This is a genomic window from Psychrobacillus sp. OK032 (assembly GCF_900111345.1).
GTDB lineage: Bacteria > Bacillota > Bacilli > Bacillales_A > Planococcaceae > Psychrobacillus.
In genome coordinates this window covers 15,132-37,237 of record NZ_FOGY01000007.1, presented here as the reverse complement: position 1 = coordinate 37,237, position 22,106 = coordinate 15,132, and the positions used below count along the sequence as shown (strand labels likewise).

General features: G+C 37.9%; 18 protein-coding genes. 14 read left to right on the top strand and 4 right to left on the bottom strand.

Going from position 1 to position 22,106, the window contains the following annotated elements:
- Positions 1 to 416 precede the first annotated feature (416 nt).
- A complete protein-coding gene (locus BMZ04_RS13990; protein ID WP_093271945.1) occupies positions 417 to 1,238 on the top strand; it encodes a M15 family metallopeptidase in 822 nt (273 codons plus the stop codon).
- 36 nt (positions 1,239 to 1,274) lie between these two features.
- On the opposite strand, the gene cls is transcribed toward BMZ04_RS13990, so the two are convergent.
- Positions 1,275 to 2,729: a cardiolipin synthase gene (cls, locus tag BMZ04_RS13985; protein ID WP_093271941.1), complete on the bottom strand. Its 1,455-nt coding sequence runs from the start codon at positions 2,727 to 2,729 to the stop codon at positions 1,275 to 1,277.
- 636 nt (positions 2,730 to 3,365) lie between these two features.
- Here cls and BMZ04_RS13980 point away from each other — a divergent pair.
- From BMZ04_RS13980 to BMZ04_RS13960, 5 genes are all read left to right on the top strand, one after another.
- Positions 3,366 to 4,757 (top strand): L-cystine transporter, encoded by a 1,392-nt coding sequence (locus BMZ04_RS13980; RefSeq protein WP_093271936.1) that lies wholly within the window; start codon positions 3,366 to 3,368, stop codon positions 4,755 to 4,757.
- 972 nt (positions 4,758 to 5,729) lie between these two features.
- Positions 5,730 to 6,659, top strand: coding sequence for an ABC transporter ATP-binding protein (locus BMZ04_RS13975; protein WP_093271932.1), 930 nt, complete (start codon positions 5,730 to 5,732; stop codon positions 6,657 to 6,659).
- A gap of 12 nt (positions 6,660 to 6,671) precedes the next feature.
- Entirely contained in the window at positions 6,672 to 7,946 is a 1,275-nt protein-coding gene (locus BMZ04_RS13970; RefSeq protein WP_093271927.1) for an ABC transporter permease, read from the top strand.
- On the top strand, positions 7,943 to 9,052 hold the full coding sequence (locus BMZ04_RS13965) for an ABC transporter permease (protein WP_177184448.1): 1,110 nt from the start codon (positions 7,943 to 7,945) through the stop codon (positions 9,050 to 9,052). Before BMZ04_RS13970 ends, BMZ04_RS13965 begins: the two co-directional genes overlap by 4 nt.
- A gap of 23 nt (positions 9,053 to 9,075) precedes the next feature.
- On the top strand, positions 9,076 to 10,638 hold the full coding sequence (locus tag BMZ04_RS13960; protein ID WP_093271917.1) for an aminotransferase class V-fold PLP-dependent enzyme: 1,563 nt from the start codon (positions 9,076 to 9,078) through the stop codon (positions 10,636 to 10,638).
- 290 nt (positions 10,639 to 10,928) lie between these two features.
- On the opposite strand, the gene BMZ04_RS13955 is transcribed toward BMZ04_RS13960, so the two are convergent.
- The gene (locus BMZ04_RS13955; RefSeq protein WP_369802673.1) at positions 10,929 to 12,068 is read right to left on the bottom strand and encodes an MFS transporter; all 1,140 of its coding nucleotides are present in this window, start codon (positions 12,066 to 12,068) and stop codon (positions 10,929 to 10,931) included.
- A 211-nt stretch (positions 12,069 to 12,279) separates the two neighbouring features.
- Positions 12,280 to 12,693 (bottom strand): CBS domain-containing protein, encoded by a 414-nt coding sequence (locus BMZ04_RS13950; RefSeq protein WP_093271913.1) that lies wholly within the window; start codon positions 12,691 to 12,693, stop codon positions 12,280 to 12,282.
- A 182-nt stretch (positions 12,694 to 12,875) separates the two neighbouring features.
- Here BMZ04_RS13950 and BMZ04_RS22420 point away from each other — a divergent pair, with 182 nt between their 5' ends.
- Positions 12,876 to 13,013, top strand: a complete 138-nt coding sequence (locus BMZ04_RS22420; RefSeq protein WP_170206517.1) for an Lmo0850 family protein — start codon at positions 12,876 to 12,878, stop codon at positions 13,011 to 13,013.
- Between the two features lie 70 nt (positions 13,014 to 13,083).
- Here BMZ04_RS22420 and BMZ04_RS13945 read toward each other — a convergent pair whose 3' ends face one another.
- On the bottom strand, positions 13,084 to 14,271 hold the full coding sequence (locus BMZ04_RS13945) for an FtsW/RodA/SpoVE family cell cycle protein (protein ID WP_093271910.1): 1,188 nt from the start codon (positions 14,269 to 14,271) through the stop codon (positions 13,084 to 13,086).
- Positions 14,272 to 14,425: 154 nt separating this feature from the next.
- Between BMZ04_RS13945 and BMZ04_RS13940 the strand changes: the two genes are divergently transcribed.
- The 7 genes from BMZ04_RS13940 to BMZ04_RS13905 all read left to right on the top strand — a co-directional run bounded on the left by BMZ04_RS13940 (position 14,426) and on the right by BMZ04_RS13905 (position 21,890).
- Positions 14,426 to 15,166: a hypothetical protein gene (locus tag BMZ04_RS13940; protein WP_093271906.1), complete on the top strand. Its 741-nt coding sequence runs from the start codon at positions 14,426 to 14,428 to the stop codon at positions 15,164 to 15,166.
- Positions 15,167 to 16,107: 941 nt separating this feature from the next.
- Positions 16,108 to 16,440, top strand: a complete 333-nt coding sequence (locus BMZ04_RS13930; protein WP_093271899.1) for a DMT family transporter — start codon at positions 16,108 to 16,110, stop codon at positions 16,438 to 16,440.
- Positions 16,440 to 16,754: a DMT family transporter gene (locus BMZ04_RS13925; protein ID WP_093271896.1), complete on the top strand. Its 315-nt coding sequence runs from the start codon at positions 16,440 to 16,442 to the stop codon at positions 16,752 to 16,754. The genes BMZ04_RS13930 and BMZ04_RS13925 overlap by 1 nt, the downstream gene beginning before the upstream one ends.
- 64 nt (positions 16,755 to 16,818) lie before the next feature.
- Positions 16,819 to 17,901, top strand: coding sequence for a D-alanine--D-alanine ligase (locus BMZ04_RS13920; protein WP_093271891.1), 1,083 nt, complete (start codon positions 16,819 to 16,821; stop codon positions 17,899 to 17,901).
- A 5-nt stretch (positions 17,902 to 17,906) separates the two neighbouring features.
- Positions 17,907 to 19,277: a UDP-N-acetylmuramoyl-tripeptide--D-alanyl-D-alanine ligase gene (gene murF / locus BMZ04_RS13915; RefSeq protein WP_093271887.1), complete on the top strand. Its 1,371-nt coding sequence runs from the start codon at positions 17,907 to 17,909 to the stop codon at positions 19,275 to 19,277.
- Positions 19,278 to 19,300: 23 nt separating this feature from the next.
- Positions 19,301 to 20,005: an alpha/beta hydrolase gene (locus BMZ04_RS13910; RefSeq protein ID WP_093271884.1), complete on the top strand. Its 705-nt coding sequence runs from the start codon at positions 19,301 to 19,303 to the stop codon at positions 20,003 to 20,005.
- 337 nt (positions 20,006 to 20,342) lie between these two features.
- On the top strand, positions 20,343 to 21,890 hold the full coding sequence (locus BMZ04_RS13905; protein WP_093271879.1) for a degradosome RNA helicase CshA: 1,548 nt from the start codon (positions 20,343 to 20,345) through the stop codon (positions 21,888 to 21,890).
- Positions 21,891 to 22,106: the final 216 nt, after the last annotated feature.

Here is a 22,106-nt window from a genome sequence, read left to right as displayed (position 1 = left end):
CAGCAACAAAATAAGCAAGACAGCAATGATTACGAGGCGTTATGTCAATAAATGATTTAATGAATGAAACCAACTTTATCCTAGTAAATGCTCCACTTATTTGGAGACTGCATTTTCTAATTAGGTTTATTAGTATTGGGTAGTGGACCGGATAAATTTATATCTCTGATAACTGCATACGCTAATTTAGCAAGAAATTCCGATTGATTGAAGCCATGCCCGCGGAAAGCGTCCGCCTGCAGCGGAAATCATTGGTCTCCTAATAGAGCTTTTATGTCGCACTATTCCTGAAGTGCGAAAACTATCCTTTTTAAGGGTAGTTTTTCGTTTTTAAATTATGAAGATAGTCTAGCGAATTATTCATAAAAAAATGGTAAACTAGAAGTATCGTTAGTGGAAAGAAGGAAGACCAAGTTATGCAATCAAGATATAGTCTTTTACAAAAGAAGAAAAAAAGAAAATGGCCTTATATTGTTTCAGGATCCATTTTAGGAGTTTTAATAGTAGCAGTTGTCGGATGGATTTGGTGGAATGATTGGGATATAGATAAAAGTATGTCTGCTTTAGGTCTTTCTAATAAAGCAGAAGAGTCTGTTCCCGTAGAAGAAGTGGAAGAAAAACCTGTAGAAGAAACAGTTGTGGAAACACCACCTTTAGTAGAGCCTGAAGTCGATATGTCAGGAGCAAAAGGTTATGTGGGTAACGAAATATTACCAGAAGAACCGACATACGTGGAAGGTGTATTGATTTCGAGTAAAAAATATCCATTACCATCTACATATTCTCCCGGTGAAAGCAAGGAAGCAAGAGCTGCATTCGCGGAAATGGCAGCAGAGGCTACACTCTCTGGATATGAGTTAGTCGCATTCAGTACGTATCGTTCGTTTGATTATCAAACTACTTTATATGAAAAGTATGTAAGTAACGATGGTCAAGAGGCAGCGGATCGTTATAGTGCAAGGCCAGGTTATTCTGAACATCAAACAGGGCTCGCTTTCGATATAGGAGAACTACATTTTGAGCAACATTTTGCTAGAGAAAGCTTCGGAGAGACAGAAGCTGGTAAATGGGTGGCTGCCAATGCCCATAAATATGGTTTTATAATGCGCTATCCAATTGGAAAAGAAAAAATCACTGGTTATATGTACGAACCGTGGCATTTCCGATATGTTGGTAAAGAGCTTGCTCCAAAGATTTTTGAAGCAGGAACAACGTTAGAAGAATATTTCAAGTTGTAAAAGAAAAGAGGTTTCCGACTTATGGAAACCTCTTTTTTATAGAATTGGGGATAGTAGTCGAGCCAGTGATTCTTTAAATTTAATCATTCTAGTTCGTTCTTCGTAAATCTCCCACGTCATCTCGGTCGATACTTTCATATCCTCTTCAAAAATTTCAGCTAATTTATGCGAAGTTTCTCGATCATAAATAAATGCATTTACTTCGAAATTCAACTTGAAACTACGTACATCAATATTAGCGGTTCCTACAGTAGAGGCTTCGTCATCGATCACAATCATTTTTGTATGCAAAAATCCATTTTCGTAAATATATATTTTCGCCCCAGCTTTTATAAGTTCCCCAACATAAGAGTAAGTTGCCCAATAAACAAAAATATGGTCTGGTTTGTTTGGAATCATAATGCGCACATCAATTCCCGATAAACAGGCAATACGTAATGTATCCATAAAACTAGCATCTGGGATAAAGTACGGAGTTTGTATATAGATATACTTTTTAGCCATCATGATTAACTTTAAGTATCCATTTTTAATTTGTTCCCATTCAGAGTCTGGACCGCTTGAAACGATTTGTAAACCGACAGAACCTTTCAAGGGGATAGCCGGGAAAAAAATATCGGAGTACTCAATATCATGTTCTGCAGAAGCCTGGTTCCAATCGAGTATAAAACGTGTTTGGAGCGGATGGACGGAACTTCCTTCAATACGTAAATGTGTATCTCGCCAATATCCAAACTTTTTGTTTAATCCCAAATATTCATCTCCCACATTAAATCCACCGATATAGCCGATACGTCCGTCAATTACGACAATTTTTCGGTGATTACGGTAATTCATACGCGGATTAATAAGAGGTAAAATGGCTGGAAAGAAAGCTTCTACTCTTCCACCCAAATCAATTAATTCTTTAAAATGCCTTTTCCTTAAAGAACGGGATCCCGTATCGTCGTATAATATTCGAACTTTTACCCCTTGTTTTGCTTTTGCTAAAAGTACTTGATAAATCCTCTGCCCAAGGTTGTCTAAACGAAAAATATAATATTGAATATGAATATGATCTTTTGCATTTTCTAAGTCATGTAAAAGAGCATCGAATTTTTTACGACCATCTGTGAAGATTTCAACATCGTTGTCTTGTGTTAAAACTGCGTGGTTATTGTGCAAATGCATAATAATAAGCTCTTTATAGAGGCTAGCATCATCTAGGCGGAAATCGAAAGAATCATCTTCTATGGCTTCCATTTGGAATTCGATCAGCTTATCAATCCCGATTTTGTTTTTTCCTTCCCATCGAAACAAATGCTTTTTACGTAACTTTCTTCCAAATAATAAATAAATACCGAATCCTACGATAGGAATAAAAAACAGAATCATAATCCAAGCCCATGTAGATGAAGCGTCTCGTCGCTCCAAAAATATTAATGCAATAGCAAGGAAAATATTTAAGATAAGAATGCCGAAAACGAGTAGGCTATAAACACTTGCTGCCATAATAACACCCCCTAAAGTGAAGTTTATCTTCAGTATAGCTGATTTAACGAAAAGAAAGAAGAAAAGCAAAAATCAAATACGCTCCAGTGTAATTGCGTCCCGATTTTGAATTGCGCTAAAGGCCTACAGGATGTAGATCATGCAGTCGTTGCGACAAAAGATTTTTTGCGACGAGCTTCGCGCAGGAGCATGTACTTTTGCGACGAGCTTCGCGCAGGAGCATGTGCTTTTGCGACGAGCTTCTCGCAGGAGCATGTACTTTTGCGACGAGCTTCGCGCAGGAGTATGTACTTTTGCGGCGAGCTTTGCGCAGGAGCATGTACTTTTGCGATGAGCTTTGCGCAGGAGCATGTACTTTTGCGACGAGCTTCGCGCAGGAGTATGTACTTTTGCGGCGAGCTTTGCGCAGGAGCATGTACTTTTGCGATGAGCTTCGCGCAGGAGCATGTACTTTTGCGACGAGCTTTGCGCAGGAGCATGTACTTTTGCGATGAGCTTTGCGCAGGAGCATGTACTTTTGCGACGAGCTTCGAAATCTGTGATATAGGTAGGAGTTGAGTTAATTTTAAAAACCCACTTGACCGATAGGAATAAAAGAATTATTATATGTTAAGAGTTAATAGGGAGGTATTTTAGATGGATTTATTATTTATTATTCTCAACGTAGTAGCATTGTTAATATTCGTTGGGATTTTAATCATAATGCAAAAGAAACATGTTTCTTTTTCAAAAAGAGTATTTACAGCGTTAGGGCTAGGGATCGCACTAGGATTAGCACTTAACTTTATTTACGGAGCAACTTCAGAAGTATTAGCCGATTCAGTACAATGGTATAACCTAATTGGATCCGGTTATGTGAAGCTTCTTCAAATGATTGTAATGCCATTAGTATTTATTTCAATTTTAGGTGCTTTTACGAAAATTACAATTGGTAAAAACTTTGGAAAAATGGCAGCAATAATTTTAAGCTTCCTGATCGGTACGACAGCAGTAGCCGCAGTTGTAGGTATGGGGGCAGCGGCAATATTTGATTTAAATGCTGATCAGATTGTGCAAGGAGATGCAGAATCGGCACGTGCTGAATATTACGAAGGGCGTTCTGCAGAAGTTGCAGACAAAGCTCTTCCTCAACAAATATTAGATTTACTTCCTGCAAATCCATTTTTAGATTTCACAGGAGCACGTTCTACATCGACTATCGCAGTGGTTATTTTTGCAGCATTTTTAGGATTTGCCTATTTAGGGGTTTCGCGAAGAGACAAAGATAATGCAACTATTATTAAAAAAGGTATTGATGCAGTGTATGCACTTGTCATGAGTGTAGTGAAAATTGTCTTACGTTTAACTCCTTATGGTATTTTAGCAATTATGGCTAGAACAGTAGCAACCTCTGATTTTGGAGCGATCTTTAACTTAGGAAAGTTCGTTGTAGCTTCCTACGTAGCACTTGCAGTAGTATTTGGAATGCACTTACTAATCATTCTGTTATCGGGACTAAATCCAATAACTTATTTGAAAAAAGCAGCAGAGCCATTACTTTTTGCATTTACTTCACGTTCAAGCGCAGGAACATTACCTATTAATATTAATACGCAAACAAACAAATTAGGTGTATCGGAAGGAATTGCTAACTTCTCCGGATCATTTGGTTTGTCTATTGGACAAAATGGGTGTGCGGGTGTATACCCAGCAATGCTTGCATTCATGATCGCACCATCTCAAGGGATTAATCCACTAGATCCGATGTTCATCTTAACAGTCGTAGCAGTTGTTGCGATTAGTTCGTTTGGTGTGGCTGGAGTAGGAGGCGGAGCAACATTTGCTGCAATTCTAGTACTTTCTGCTTTAAATCTACCAGTTGCTTTAGCTGGTTTACTAGTTTCAGTAGAACCATTAATTGATATGGGACGTACAGCTGTAAACGTAAGTGGATCAATGGCAGCGGGTGTTACTACTGCAAAAATCACAGGTGAGTTAGATAAAGATGTATACAATGCACCATTAGATTCACAAACAGTAGAAGCATAACTAGAAATACAAAAAGCCGTCCTTTCGAGGGCGGCTTTTTCGTGTTGTATGAAATTATTAAATCTATAGCATATGGATAACTTTATCGTAACAATAAAAAAATTCTATTTGTTTGAGCTAAGCATCCTCCTGTAGATGACTTACTTAAAGTCACCTCATGCGCATTATAGAGATACCGCGCACTAATGGAGATTTACAAAGCGACCACTATGATTTCCACGGGCATGGCTTCAACCTCCTCAGGCCAACAGGATGTTGGTCACGAAGGCGTTGCCACACGAGGTGGCGTTCTTAGCCTTTGTTCCTTTGTTCGCTCCTGCGGGGTCTTCAGCTCATGCACCTGTCGCTTCGCTTCCGGTGCAAAAAAACATCTGCTATTCCCACTGGAGTCGCCGCCTTCCGCTACAATCAATAGGAATTGCTTGCTAATTTGGTGTCTGCAGCTATCATAGATTTAATTGATCAGGTTTACTTCCCAATATTTATTAAATGAAATTAGAATATGCTATCCCATCACAAGTAAGGTCTTACTATGAGGAAGTTTGTCGTGTTCGTAGCTTGTTATGTCTTTTTTATCCATTTATTGGATTTCATTTGTAACAGTGGTGCTGATTAGCTTGCAATTTCTTTTGGATTGGAGCGGAAGGGCGGCGACTCCTGCCGGATGAGTGAGACAGATAAGACATCGCAGGCGAACGCGTAAGCGTCGGCGATGGCTTATCGCTCACCCGGCGGAAAGCGTCCGCCCTGCAGCGGAAATCCTACGGTAACTTTCTTACGACACAGTATCTCTATACTGCACTGTGGGAGTTTTCGAATTACAAGATACATTTCAAAGTCAATTATATTTTAGTTATGTCAATCCTAAATAATTTCACTATACTTTACATAAATTTAACGGATAGAATTTCAAATATTGTGAAAATAGTTTGTTATAATTTAACTAAATATGTATAACAAGGAGTTGGATAAATGCTACAAGCAGTTGATCTTCATAAGAAATTCAAAACAAAAGAGGTAGTACGTCAAGTGAATATGCAATTGGAAGCAGGAGAATCTGTTGGATTACTTGGTCCAAACGGAGCTGGTAAGTCGACAACCATTTCGATGCTTTCTTCATTAGTAATGCCGACTAGCGGAGAGGTGTTATGGAATAACGTATCAATCAATAAAAATCCAGAAGCACTCCGTAAAACGCTCGGTGTCGTGCCACAAGAAATAGCATTATATCCAGAGCTCTCTGCAAAAGAAAACTTGCACTTCTTTGGGCGGATTTATGGATTGAAAGGACAATTACTCGCAAAACGTACGGAAGAAACTTTGCAAAAAATAGGATTGTCTGATCGCAAAAATGATATAGTTAAAACCTTTTCGGGTGGCATGAAGCGTCGTTTAAATATCGGAGCTGCTCTTTTACATAAACCATCTATATTAATCATGGATGAACCAACAGTTGGGATTGACCCTCAATCGAGAGCGTATATTTTAGATACCGTAAAACAGCTTGTGGAAGAGGGCATGACATTACTATACACAAGTCATTACATGGAAGAAGTAGAGCTTCTCTGTGACAAGATTTACATAATGGACCAAGGAGAAATCATTGCATATGGAACAAAAGAACAACTAAAATTGCTCGTTTCGGACAATCAAACAATTGAATTAAAAGCACATCTACTCAATCCCCAATTCGAAGAGGCATTAAAAAAGCAACTGCCAGCTGCTAATGTTCGAAAAGAAGACGAGGTACTGTTGATTAGTGTGCCTAAAAATGAAGAACCGTTAGCGACTATTTTTGCAATTGCTGCGGAGAATACTGTGACCATAACTTCTGCAATTGTGAAAATTCCTTCACTGGAAGATGTATTTTTACATTTAACAGGCAGAGCTTTGAGAGATTAGGGAGGATCTGTAATGCTATTAAGTTTAATTGGAAAACAGATGAAAATGCTATTGCGTAACAAACAACCTCTTATCATTTTACTAGTAATGCCTGTTGTACTCATTACTATTCTTTCTACTGCCCTTGCTAGCGTAATGAATAGTGATGAGCAAACAGCTATCCAAGCAAGACTAGTCCTAATAGATGAGTCAAACTGGGAACAAGAAGAGGCATCTATCGTGAAGTTCTTGGAAGAGCAGAAAGTTAGAGGACCTGCTTTGGAGGCTTTAATTCAAACTTTTGAAAGCAATGATCCTATTCGTATTTTAGAAGGATCTATTTTGAACTCGGAAGATATAAATAAGTATATCGCGCTAGAAAAGCGACAACCTGCAGAACTAGATAACATCCGAAAAGACAAAGAAATTGATGGTATTTTAGTGATCCCTACTAACTTTCGTTTAAATTATATAAAATCAGCTTATTTTGATGAACATGAAACACCTGATATGGACTTATTATTAAGCCAAGAGAATGGAATACGTGCTTCGATTATTCAATCTGTGCTTCACGAGTGGCAGACTGGTTTTACAAAATCGCTAGCTTTAACGAAAGTAGGAATTTCACCTGATGAAATAATGCAAAATGGGCAAACAATAGAAAGAATAGAACAGGTGTTACAAGAAAGAGAGCGAAAGATTCCTGCGTCCATTTATTACACGATTGGAATGCTGGTGATGTTTGCTCTTTATATTCCGACGTTTTTGTCTGGCTTCGCATTACAGGAAGTGCAGTGGAAAGTATATAATCGAATTATTTTAGCTGGTGTGTCAGCTACATTATATGCTTTTTCTATTTTTATTACGGGAATGATCGTTGCGCTAATGCAGCAAGTCATAATCTTACTCTTCGGTAAATTTGTGTTAGGAATTGACTGGATTGGTTTAGAGGGAATGACTGTAATCGTCTTAAGCTATAGTTTATTTGTTGGAGGACTTTCCGCTTTACTCACAACATTACAACTTCGAACGAAATCAGATGGAGTTGCAAATATATTTAGTGGTTTAGTAGTTTCTATATTCGCATTTCTAGGAGGTTCTTTTTTCAATATCGGGGATGTCTCTAGTCTACTTGCGACTATAGGAAATTTCACGCCAAATGGAGCAACCATGACCGCAATTTTGACGATTCAAAAAGGTCAGCAACTAGGGGGCATTTGGTCATATATGTTCCCATTGTATGGATGGTTTGTTCTTTGTATATTTCTATCTATTGTTTTATTTCCGAAAAGAGGGGTGACGTCATGAAGGGAATATGGCTGGCAAGACTTCAAAATTTGAAACGAAAGCCTCTCGTTCTTATTTCGATGACGGTTATGACTGTTATTTTTGCGTATATACTAAGCGGTGGTGTTGGTAGTAGTTTAACTTTACTCGTAGCAACGGATAATACGACCATGAGTAATGAGGTTCTGGAAAGGCTGCAAAATGAGGATGACTATACAGTAACGGTTTTAACAGAAAATGAATTACAGAAAATAATAAAGGAAAAGAGGGACAAAATAGGACTACTGCTTCATGAAAAAACGTATTCTGTTCTGTCAGATACGGAATCGGACGTCGTAAGAATGCTGTCTCTCGCAGTAGAAACAATGTATAACGATCTTGCTTTTCACGACCAAGTAGTTGCTGTTGCCGGGGAAAGTAAGTGGGAGGAAGTAGAAAAAGGTATATTAGAAGAGCCATCTTTTCTATTAAAGAAGGATTCAATGGATGAGTCGCAAGTTTTCAGATATGACGGAGCACTTCAAAGTCTTTTTGGATTCATGCTCTATTTTGTCTTTTATACAATTTCTATCAACGTACAATTTATTTTAGAAGATAAACGTACAGGAATATGGAATCGTTTGAAGCTTGCATCTATAAGTAGATTCCAATTGTATTTCGGTCATTTATCTTTTAGTTATCTTATTGGACTTGTTCAAATGCTATTAGTCATTTTCTTGTTTCGATTTATCATCGGTACGAATATGTACGGTGGATTTTGGAAAGTAGTCGTAATTTCTAGTTTTTATGTATTACTCGTAATGGCTTTCTCCTTGTTTATCATCTCACTTGTGAAAACTGTTAGTCAGAGTAGTGTTATTATTTCCTTACTTGCTGTAGCTTTTGCGATGATTGGCGGAGCCTACTGGCCTTTAGAAATTGTACAATCAGATGGCTTGCTCGCGATGAAATGGCTATCACCCATTTATTACGGGATGGAAGCTTTAAAAAGAGTTACTATTTATGGGGAAACTTTAGTTGGAGTTGGTACGTATATAAGTATGATGATACTATTAGCTGCATTGCTAATAGTAATTGGTATTACTTTACTAGAAAAAAGAACAGCACGATACCATTCTAGTGAGTAGGTGAGTAGATAGGGGTGTTTGGGATGTACTGGTGTAAAATTGCGAGAACGGAAAAAGAATTTGAAGCGATTGCTAGATTAAACTATCAAACGTTCGTAGAAGAAATTCCGCAACATGAGCCGGATCCAAGTGGAATGAGGGTAGATCCATTTCATCATGAAAACGTGTATGTGATAGTACTGAAGGATCAGGAACTTGCAGGGATGGTTGCGTTTCGTGCAGTCCGTCCTTTTTCATTAGATTTGAAGCTCGGACCGATAGAGAACTTGCTTCCCGAAGATGCACTTAACGGGCTGTTGTGCGAGGTCAGGCTGATGGCAGTTGATAAGGCACATCGAAACGGAAGAGTATTTTACTATTTAGCGCGTGCATTATCTGATTATGCGTATGAAAATGGATACGCAGCAGCAGTTATCTCTGGAACTATTCGAGAACAAAAATTATATAATCAGCTTGGTTTTGAACCATTTGCAGGGACAGTAGGAACAGGAGATGCACTTTTTGTACCGATGGTGTTAACAAGAGAACGATTTGATCGTTCGGTTGCTGCTCGATTTAAACAAAAAAGATATTCGTTTTATCCAGGACCTGTTCAACAAACTGGATTAATTTCACAGGCATTTCTAGAAAAACCAATATCTCATCGCTCACATGAGTTTAAAGTAATGCTCGAGCGTGTAAAAAATAACCTTTTGACGATGAGTGGAGCAAACTATGTGCATCTATTAGCTGGAAGTGGAACACTTGCGAACGAAGCGATGATTGCGCAGTTACATGTATTAGGCGAGAAGGGGCTAATCCTCACAAATGGTGCATTTGGAGAACGTTTGGAGAAGCAAGCCGGCAGATGGAAGCTATCATATAATGTAAAAGCTCATGAGTGGGGAACTTCATTTGAATTGGATGAGATTGAAAGAGAACTTGCAACGGGTAATTATAGCTGGTTACTCATGACGCATGGAGAAACTTCAACCGGTATGTTAAATCAATTAGATGAGATAGCTAAAATTTGTAAGGTACATAATGTATTGCTATGTGCAGATTGTGTAAGTTCCTTTGGTGCGCTACCCTATTCAATGGATGGTGTGTACTTAGCTACCGGAGTGAGTGGAAAAGCTATTGGAACAATGAGTGGTTTAGCATTCGTCTTTTCAAACGCGGAAATAGTAACGAGTGATCAAATTCCTGCTTATTTAGATATTGGTTTGACGGCCAACCATATGATTCCGTTCACCATGTCATCTCAGCTAGTTCAATGCTTAGAATATGCACTGAAAGCGTATGAGAATGGTGCAAGGTATACACTTTTACAAAACCGGATGAAGTTCATCGAGGCAGAAGTTAATAAGTATAAAATTCCATTATTAGCTAATGAACCTTATCCAATGATTTTTACTTGGCAGGAAAAAACTTTTCCCTATTTAGCAGAAGATGCACGAATGTCTGGCTTCGATCTCCATTATAGAAGTGATTATTTGTTAGAAAGAGGACTACTACAAGTTTCATGCATACAACCTGATTTTGAAGATGCTTGGTCGAAGTTTACAAATTGGATGGATATTTACTGGAAATACCATACAGAGTAAATGGTAATTTTACGTCCTGGTTTCCAACCGTATAAAAAATAATACAACCACATAGATAAAAGTATCGTCTCCCAGTCAGAAATGATGTGGAGACGACTTCTTTGCTTGCCCTATTTCATAAGTAATAATGCCATATTTGCATCTTTTTCATAGAAAATGGATAAATCAATTGGATGGTGTAGAACTATGTAAGATCTTTCGTTATTCGTAACGCACATCCTGAATTAGAAAATAGAAAAATGCCAAGGAGTCATTATTCAACTCCTTGGCATTTTGTTTTTATTGCAATCTCACTCCACGTTTTTAAGTGATTTCGTTGAATTGCGGAATGCAAAGATCAATCCAATAGATAGAACCGCAAGCACACCTGACACCATGTAAATATTATCTGGTTGCACGGTAAACAACCATGCGAATAATAATGGACCAATGATTCTTCCTAAATTATCCATCGAATAAGCCATTCCAGCTGCTGTTCCATAGCGGCCTCCAGACTCTTTCGAGGTAAGGGAAACTATAGTAGTTCTTGCGAGTGCATTACCAGCTGTAAATACACATAAAGAAAAACCAGCCCAGAAAATACTATTCGTAAATACGGTCAGGAACAGGCCGATTGCAGTAATAATCTGTGCATATAACAGCCACTTTGTTTCGGTACCATTTTTAATGCGGCGCACAACACCGCCCTGGATGGCTGCATCGACAAACCCACTAAACATAAATAAGTAACCAATTTGAAGTGGCGTAATTTCAATCCTTTCAATTTGGAACAATTGGAATGTAGCCTCTAAACCAGCAAGTAAAAACGTTACCATAAATGAAAACAAGAACAAATACTTAATACGATAACCCCAAAGACTTGCGGCACCTCTCGGAAGAAGTGCCCGTTTGTTTGCTTCCCCAGCACGCACTGGCTCTTTCAAAATAATAAACGCATACACAAATATCAAAAGTAGTAACAGTGCTGAAACAGTAAACGGCAATGCCAAGTTAATGTGTCCAAGCACACCGCCAATTGCAGGTCCAAAAATAAAACCTAAACCAATTGACATCCCAAGAAAACCCATATACTTATTACGATTTTCTTCATTCGATAAATCAGCCACAAATCCTGTTACAGCTGCGTAAAGTGCGCCAGAGAATAATCCTCCTACTACACGGGATAAATAAAGCATAAACAGTGAATCGAAAAATAAGGAAAATAGCCAGAAGCTCAAACTAAATCCAACAAGACCTACTAAAATAAGTGTTTTTCGACCTATACGATCGGACAGCATTCCCCACAGTGGAGCAGTGAAAAACGCAGCTAGTGAGTAAATGGTTAATAAACCACCAACATGAACTTCATGATAATTCTGGTGTAAAATTACTTCTGGTAACACAGGGATGATGATCCCAAATCCTAGATAAACTAAAAACTGTATGGACATTAATATAAAAAGAGTCTTTTTCACACAAAAACCTGCCTTCTGCAAAACTTCTACCCTCTATATTACACATTTCCATACAATTTGGCACATAGAAAATGGAGTCATAAATTAAGGTGTAGCTAATATAACCATATTTTAGATGAACCAGTTGCTGAACACGACTAACTCGAAAAAAAGCCATCCCACGAAAATTTTGGGATAGCTCTTATGTTTAATAACTTCGTGGTTCGGAAATGCTTTCCATAGCGCTAGAAATTTCTTGAACATGCGGAAAGGGGAATGCTAAATCAGCTAATGATACGAAGCCGACAAGTAGCCCATTATCCATTACAGGAAGCCGTCGAACTTGATTGCGGGCCATTACAATGGAGGCGTCTGCAGTAGTATCGTTAGGAGAAACTGAAATTACAGATTTCGTCATGACATCTTCCACTTTGCTTTTGACATCTTTTGCAACAGCGCGTGTTACGATATCCCGATCGGTAATCATACCAACTAATTTTTTGTTGCTGACAACAGGCAAACAACCGATATCAAGTGCTCGCATTTGTTCTGCAACTTCATTTACGTAATCTTGTGGATTACATGTCACTACTTCTCTGCTCATCACATCTTTCACATTCATTTAAAATCGCTCCTTTTGTAGGCTTTTCTTAATTAGTGTGGTTTACAAAAGTTTAAAATATGTAATATAAATGAAAGTTTAAAATGAATAAAAAAGTGGTATGATAAAAACAAAATGAAAAACCTAAGAAACTTTTTTCACAATAAATCGTAATAATAAATGGAGAGGACGAGGTGGATAGAATGGCAAAGGAAGTTGATTTAAAGAAAATTGTAAGTAATCTTTCAAAGCTGGGTGTTACAGTTACAATGACAAAATCGAGACTTGACATACTTAAAGCGTTAGCACCACCAGCACAAACTCCCCACACGCAAAGTTAAAAAGAGTGGCTCGAAAAGTTCGTATGTAAATGAACTTTAGAGCCACTCTTTTTAGGTGCTTCCGCTTTTCTTAGTCATCATCTTCATTTTTTGCAAACATATAAGTTTTATGGTGAAACTTCATACTAAACACTAAGCCAAGTGCAAGCATATTACCCATAAGCGAACTACCACCATAACTTATAAACGGAAGTGGAATCCCAGTGATCGGTAATAGTTGGATCGTCATGCCTATGTTTTCGAACACATGGAATGTGATCATAGCAATTATTCCTGCACACACATACGTACTATAAGCATCCTTTAACTGAAGCGTAATTTTCGTCAAATGAAAAATGAGTAAAAAGAATAGACTGATGACAATACTTGTTCCGATAAACCCATACTCTTCACCGATAACCGCAAAGATAAAGTCTGTATGATTTTCAGGGACATATACAACTCGTCCACCATAACCTTTTCCGAAAATTTCACCTGAACCAATGGCGTTCAAAGAAGTGATTAAGTGCATTCCTTCATCGGAAGCATAGGAATAAGGATCTAACCAAGAATAAATACGTGCGAATTGATAAGGATCAAACCCAAACTTTTCCTCTAAAAAGTCTTGCATAAAGAGAGCCATCCACAATAACAGAGCACCTAAACCTGCTGCACCAAAAAACACGGGAAGAATAATCTTCCAAGTTATCCCTGCAACGATTACTAATGCTGCTGTAATAGCCAAGAATACAAGTGCAGTACCGAAGTCTGGCTGTTCCATAATTAATGCAAGTGGGACAATTAAAGTGATGCCAATCTTTCCTAGTAATATAAAATCTGTTTTCAAGCTCTTTATTAAATATGTTTCGTGATGCTTAGTGATTAACCTGGCAAGACCTAAAATATAAAATGTCTTCATAAACTCTGCAGGCTGAATATTACCGACGGGTAAATGAAACCAACTTTTTGCACCATTGACTTCTTTTACGAGCGGCAAGCTATCAGGTAATATGAACAAAGTGAACAATAGAAAAATTCCAATACCATAAATAATCCAAGACATCTTTTTATATTGTTCTGGTTCAAAAAACATAGTAAAACCAATAATAACCGTTCCAACACCATACCAAAAAACTTGTTGAGCTGCAAAATTCTTTCCGGCATATTGACCAGTTGTTTGTGCAGAAGTAATCGCTAGTAAACTAACGATTAAAAATAATAATATAATAAAAGCGAGCGTCCAATCGAAGCGATCGGCAAAGCCTTTTTTATTTTCCATAAGAGTCACCTAAGTTTCTTTCAAATTTCACTTATTTATTATAGCTTAAAATAATGTTTTTGGCTTGTAGGTATAAGAGACGAAGATTGAGATAAAGATGTTTCATTGGAAAAATTATGCTATGTTATATTAGGTAGAATAAGGGGTGAATTTAGTGGCAAAAAAAGAGAAAGAAATTGAAGAATATATGGCGCATTTATATGTGCATGTAAACGATATTGAACATTTTGTATTGTTTAGTGGTATTTCAGTTCACCAGTTTATTCGGCAATTCTCAGATTTGCCGGCTCTTTTATTATTAAAACATCAATACGAAGAAGCATCTTTTAATATCCATACACAGCTAGAGTTTGTTGTGCATGGTCAATATAATCGCTTTTTAAAGGATTTTGCAGAAAGACCAACCGCTTTATGCTTATTGGATTTTACGGACGAACGAAAATTAAATATGCTATCCCCTCAAGAACAAGCGGAGTTGCTATATATCGCACATAAAAAAGAGACATTGCGTTTGCCTTTTTATCATCATCTTCAAAATAGGTTTGTTTATTTAACGGATGAGAGTGAACAAATAACGAAAATTTATTTCCGCGATACAGAAGACTTCAATCAACTGGTTGCTAGTGTGTTTAACCAACAAATTAGTGAAAAAGCGAAAACTACTGCATTTTGGCGGAAAAAAAACAACATCGTTTTGCCGGAATTGACGACAAAAAAAGTAGAAGCATATGCCGACTACTACGAGGACGGTGTGTTAATGTCTTTATGTAAAATAGGCAAAACGAATTATGGAATTGAAATTAGAAGTTTGCCAGAGAACATATTTCCAGATGAAGTGCTAGGCGATTTAAAACTTCACTTAAAAAAGCCGGCTGATTTTATAATCGAACTATAACATTAAAACGCTTTTGCAAGGCTCCAACTGCAAAGGCGTTTATTTTGCTTAAGGCTATTATACAAATTATACAAGTGGATAACTTCCTAATAAAAAATAGTATGTCACTTTTTAATGATAATGCGTCGCAGTGGAATACCGCAAGCGCAGTTGATTTTCGCTCCAGGCGGACGCTTTCCGCGGGCACGGCTTCAATCTCCTCGGGCCAACAGGATGTTGGTCACGAAGGCGTTGCCACACGGGGTGGCGTTCTTAGCCTTTGTTCCTTTGTGCGTTCCTGCGGGGCTTTCAGCTCGTGCACCTGTCGCTTCGCTTTCGGTGCAAAAAACATCTGCTGTTCCCGTTGGAGTCGCCGCCTTCCGCTCCAATCAACGAAATATGCTAGCTAATTAGCGCGTTTAGCTAAACAAACCACTAAGAAATATTAGAACCGATGCACGAAGGCGAAAGTGGCAGCTAACACTATCTGAAAATTTGCTTATTAAACAGTGAACGTCTACGTTATGAATGACCAAATAATGTATATTTTGGTGTTATTAATGGTCGTCTCCTATTAAGTAAACTCTTTGTTATGGGAATTGATTGCTCTTAGCCATTTACTGGATTAATTTTAATGAGATGCTTAATAATAATAATAATAATAATAATAATAATAATGGATTTTTCTCTTCGATTCTAATAAAACTTTTGGTTTATAAAGCGAGAAACTAATTAGTCAGCAAGCTCTTTTGATTTTCGCGGAAAGCGTCCGCCCTGTAGCAAAAATCATTGCGGACACTTTATTCAACTTTCTAAGACGCATTATCCCTATATTGCACATATTTTCTTTTGTGGAAACTATCAGAAAAGAGGATACACTTGAAGCTACTTGGGCTTTTATTTTTACACAAATCATTAATGTGCTAAAATGAGCGGATGAAAAAGAACAGAGGTGTTTAGAAGTGGCTTGGTTATTTTTAATTTTTGCGGGACTGACAGAAATCGTTTGGGCGATTGGATTAAAGGAAGCAAATGGTTTTACTGAACTTATACCTTCTATTATGACAATAATTTTTTTAATCATAAGTTTTTTCTTATTTGCAAAAGCAATGAAGACGATTCCAATTGGAACGGCATATGCTATTTTTACAGGGATCGGTGCGGCCGGAACTGTGATTGTTGGGATACTCTGGTTTCAGGAAGAAGTTAGCTTCGGCAAGCTATTCTTTTTATGTGTATTACTCTTTGGCATCATTGGGCTAAAACTAGTAGATGATGAAGAGGAGGTTGCTTAATGGAGTGGATTGTATTAATCATTGCAGGCGTATTTGAAGTAGCATTCGTGGTCAATATGAAACTTTCGGATGGATTTAAAAATGTAAAGTACACCATTCTAACTATTATTTCAGCCTGTTTAAGTTTTTTCCTATTATCTCTTGCTTTGAAAGATATTGCGGTAGGTACTGGTTATGCAGTGTGGACGGGAATTGGAGCAGCTGGAAGTGTCTTAATAGGCATGTACTTTTTTCATGAGAAAAAAGGCTGGAAAAAGTTATTATTTTTAAGTTGCATTATCTTTGGCGTGGTTGGCTTGAAATTATTCGGATAAGTGTTCATCTAATTATGTTGTACGTGATAAACTAGTATTATCCGAAACGTGGAGGTATTTACAAATGAAAATTAAATTAGGTTTATTATACGGTGGGAAATCTGCTGAGCATGAAGTGTCATTACTTACAGCAAGGGCAGTAACACAAGCGATAAATTTTGATAAATATGAGGTATATCCAATATATATAACAAAAAATGGTGAATGGAGAAAAGGAAGTGTTTTGGCAGGTCCAGCGGAAACCGTTGAAACACTTAAGTTTGGAGAAGGTGTTAGCAAGCCAAATAATATTTCAAGTTTCTTACCAGTAGAAGGAAACGACAATTCTAATTTAGATGTTATTTTTCCATTACTTCATGGTCCAAACGGTGAAGATGGCACTGTTCAAGGTTTACTTGAAGTGTTGAATTTACCATATGTAGGAAATGGGGTGCTCGCATCTGCTGCTGGAATGGATAAAGTAGTAATGAAGCAACTTTTTGAAGTAGCTGGATTATCCCAAGTTCCATATTTGCATTTCATTCGTAAAGAATGGAAAAGTAATCAGGAAGCCCTTCTTCAACAAATGGAAGAAAGCTTAAAATGGCCATTATTTGTCAAGCCAGCTAATCTTGGATCGAGTGTAGGGATTACAAAAGCGGCGAACAGAGAAGAGCTGATAAAAGCTGTAGAATTAGCTTTCAAATACGATCGTAAAATTATTGTAGAACAAGGAATTAAAGCTCGCGAATTAGAAATGAGTGTTCTCGGCAATGACCATCCAAGATGTTCCATAGCTGGTGAAGTATTGCCGGCAAAAGATTTTTACGATTACGAAGCAAAATACGAAGATGGTACGACGAATTATGCGATTCCAGCTGTAGTATCTGCAGATTTGCTGAAGAGAATGGAAGATGCAGCGATTCGTGCATTTAAAGTGCTCGATTGTTCTGGGCTTGTTCGTGCAGATTTTTTTGTGACGGATAATGAAGAAATCATTATTAATGAAGTAAATACAATGCCAGGTTTCACGCCGATTAGTATGTATCCGAAGCTTTGGATGGAATCCGGTTTGACTTATCCTGGATTAATCGAGGAACTAATCACACTTGCATTCGAACGGTTCGAGGAAAAGCAACAGCTTGAGCATTCAAAGGACGGAGAGTGAGCAAGTTGAAGAAAAGTTTAGCAGAAATCGCAAACTGGTTAGGGGAAGATGTATTCCTTGAAAATAATCCACTTGTAACAGGTGTTTCGATTAATACAAGAACATTGCAAGCCGGCGATTTATTTATCCCTTTCCGTGGAGAAAATGTAAATGGACACCGCTTTGTGCAAGATGCTTTTGATAAAGGAGCAGCTGCGTCCCTTTGGTTAAAAGATGAACCGAATCCACCAAAGGACGTTCCATTATTATTTGTCGACAGTGGGGAAAAAGCACTTCAGCAAATGGCGGTAGCGTACCGCAAAGAGTTGAACGCTACTTTTATCGGAATTACAGGATCGAACGGAAAAACGTCTACGAAGGATTTAGTAGCCGGTATCCTTTCTCCGTATTTCCGTGTGAAAAAGACGGAAGGTAATTTTAACAATGAACTAGGATTGCCTCTAACAATTCTTTCCCTAGAGGAAGATACGGAATTTGCCGTATTGGAAATGGGTATGAGTTCATTTGGCGAAATAGAGTTTCTATCAAGGCTTGCAAAACCAATGTATGCAGTTATTACAAATATTGGCGAAGCGCATATGCAAGATCTTGGCTCCCGCGAAGGAATTGCAAAAGCAAAATTTGAAATTATTGCAGGCTTACAGGAGAAAGGGAAACTTTTTTATGATGGCGATGAGCCATTACTACGCCCGTTTGTAGAAAATATCCCTTCCCTACAATCAATATCTTTTGGTACAGAAGAAGCCAATGATCTGCGCATTGCAGAAGTGACATTTACCGAACAAGGTAGTAAGTTCCACACAGATGGCTTTTTAAATGAAGAAATGTCGATTCCAATACTTGGGGAGCATCAAGTGAAAAACACGTTGGCGGCTCTATTGATCGCAAAAGAAGTTGGGCTTTCGTCCGAGCAAATGCGAGCAGCATTAAAGCAAATTGTGTTAACAGATATGCGTATGCAAGTAATTGAAGCTACTAATGGAGCAATTTTTATCAATGATGCTTATAATGCAGCACCCACATCGATGAAAGCGGCTATTTCTTTTGTAGAAAAATCGACGATAAAATCAGATAAATGGCTCGTACTTGGAGACATGTTGGAACTCGGTGAGAATGAAGAGCTGTATCATGAAGAGATGAGTACATTTATCTCAGAACAAGTGTTTACAGGCGTTTGTTTATTTGGACCGAGAATGGAGTGGCTTTACAAGAAATTAGTAGATCAATTCAAGGATGAACAGCTAATTTGGGTTGAGAATGAGCATGAACAAATCATTTCATTTTTAAATGAAAAAATAAATGAAGAGTCCATAGTATTAGTAAAAGGTTCACGTGGTATGAAGTTAGAGCGAATCATTGAACCTTTTCAAAAGTAAAAACAAGAAAGGAGTAGGGCAATATGAAAACAGGTGTCCTTTGTATTCACGGTTTTACTGGTGGACCATATGAGGTGCAACCGTTCGTGGAGTATTTACAGGAAAGGACAGACTGGACAATTATTGTCCCTACACTTCCTGGCCATGGAGAAACGCTGGAACTAAAACAGGTAACAGCGGAAAATTGGTTGATGGCAGCAGAGCTAGCACTAAGAGAACTTCTAAAAGATGTGGACAAGGTATACATAGTTGGATTTTCAATGGGTGGGATCATTGCGATGTACTTAGCAATTCGGTATCCAATTTCCAAACTTATTTTGTTAAGTGCTGCAGCTAAATATATTTATCCTACACAGCTCTTGCAAGATATTAAAGAAATGGCAAAAGAAGCAGTGGAAGGGAAACTAGAAGATAATATATTGTACAAGCGATACAGCTCTAAATTGAAAAAAACACCGATTCGTGCAACGCTCGAATTTATACGATTAGTACGTATAGTTGAGCCGTATTACGGCCACATTAAAATACCAGTCTGTTTAGTCCAAGGTAAAAAAGATGGTATTGTACCTTATACGACCGCTGAATTTTTATTCAATCAAATTGGCTCAAAGGAAAAAGAACTTATCTTTTCCGAAACAGGTAAACACCATATTTGTTATTGTGAGGACTGTGAAGATTGGTTTGATAGAGCGTTAAGATTTATAAGCGAAAAAGGAGCGGATGATTAAACTAATAATTATAACAGTGGCTATTTCGTTGCAACTAATAATAAGGCATGCTATACTACGTTTAGAGCAATGGATACATTTTGTGTGAAGACTCTTCAGTATTTGATGAAGAGTACTTTTTTTTGAACATAACGGTTTGTTGAAGTAGGATAAGATCACTCATTAACAAACCGCTCGGCAAAAGACCGGGCTTTCCCTTTATAAAAGACCCCTCTGAACTGTAAACCACAGAGAATTTTAAGTAACGGAAACGTTCCTCGTATAGGCTCGAATTTGCCGCAATTTCATCTGAAAATGTAACCATTTGTCAAAACACAAGAAAAAGGAGATTAAAATTTTGACAAATTTTTCAGAATTAAATATTAGCGCTTCAACATTAAAATCCGTTCAACGTATGGGATTTGAAGAAGCTACCCCAATCCAAGAAGGTACTATTACACATGCTATGGGTGGACGTGACGTTATCGGTCAAGCACAGACTGGTACAGGTAAAACTGCTGCTTTTGGTATTCCTATGATTGAGAAAATCGATACAAAAAACCCTAATATCCAAGCACTTATTATCGCTCCAACTCGTGAACTTGCAATCCAAGTTTCGGAAGAGCTTTATAAATTAGGTTACGACAAAAAGGTTCGTCTTTTATCTGTATATGGTGGTCAAGAAATTGGTCGTCAAATCCGTGCACTTAAAAACAAACCTCAAGTAATCGTTGGTACACCTGGTCGTATTCTTGACCACATCAATCGTCGTACGTTAAAACTTGATCAAGTTCAAACACTTATCTTAGACGAAGCTGATGAAATGCTTAACATGGGATTCATTGAAGATATCAACAAAATTTTAGAAAGCGTTCCTCCAGAGCGCCAAACATTATTGTTCTCAGCTACAATGCCGGGTCCAATTCGTAAAATTGCTGAAAAATTCATGAAAGATCCAGTAGAAGTAAAAATCAAGTCTAAAGAAATGACTGTTGAAAACATTGAACAGTTCTACGTAAAAGCTACAGAGCGCGAAAAGTTCGATGTACTTTCAAGAATATTAAACGTACACCAACCTGAGCTTGCAATTGTCTTTGGTCGTACAAAACGTCGTGTAGACGAATTAGCTCAAGCACTAAGCATTCGTGGTTACCTAGCGGAAGGAATTCACGGAGATTTAAGCCAAGCGAAACGTATGTCTGTATTAAAACAATTCAAATCAAATAAAATTGATATCCTTGTTGCAACGGATGTAGCAGCACGTGGATTAGATATTTCTGGTGTAACACATGTATACAACTTCGATATCCCACAAGACCCTGAAAGCTATGTTCACCGTATTGGTCGTACAGGCCGTGCAGGGAAAAATGGTGTCGCTGTAACATTCGTAACGCCAAGAGAAATGGGTTACTTACGTATCGTAGAAGATACTACGAAAAAACGTATGACAGCTCTTACTCCACCAAGTTCTGATGAAGCGTTAGTAGGTCAGCAACGTGTTGCGATTGAAAATTTATCAGAAATCGTGAAAAAGAATGATTTAGGGGATTACCGTACATTAGCTTCAGAAATGCTTGAAAAGTTTGAAGCAATAGACGTAATTGCTGCAGCTATTAAATCAATGACGAAAGAACCAGACGCAACACCAATCGCACTTTCTGAAGAGCGTCCACTACCTGCTCGCAGAGAGCGTAGCGGTGGCGGCGGATCTCGTTCCGGTGGTGGTTACAAAGGTGGTAACCGCAGCGGCGGAGGACGTAGCTCGTCAGGACGCGCAGGAAGCGATCGCGGATCTTCACGCTCAAGCGGAGGTTCACGTCCTAGTAGCTCACGTCGTAGCAGCGGTCCACGTGACGGTTCTACTCAACGTAGCACAAGAACTCGTTCACCACGTAACGAAGGCTAATATTAAATTTTTAGGATGAATCTCACATTTCGATGTGGATTCATCCTTTTTTTTCTTTAAAATAATGAAATCGGATAATGAACGACGATATTCGGATAATCACATCAGTTAATCGGATGATCTAGTAGAAAAATCGGATAATCAACTAGCTTAAGAAACATTCCTATTATAATTTGAAACATTTACCCTCTAAAATCGTATACAATACAAGGGAAG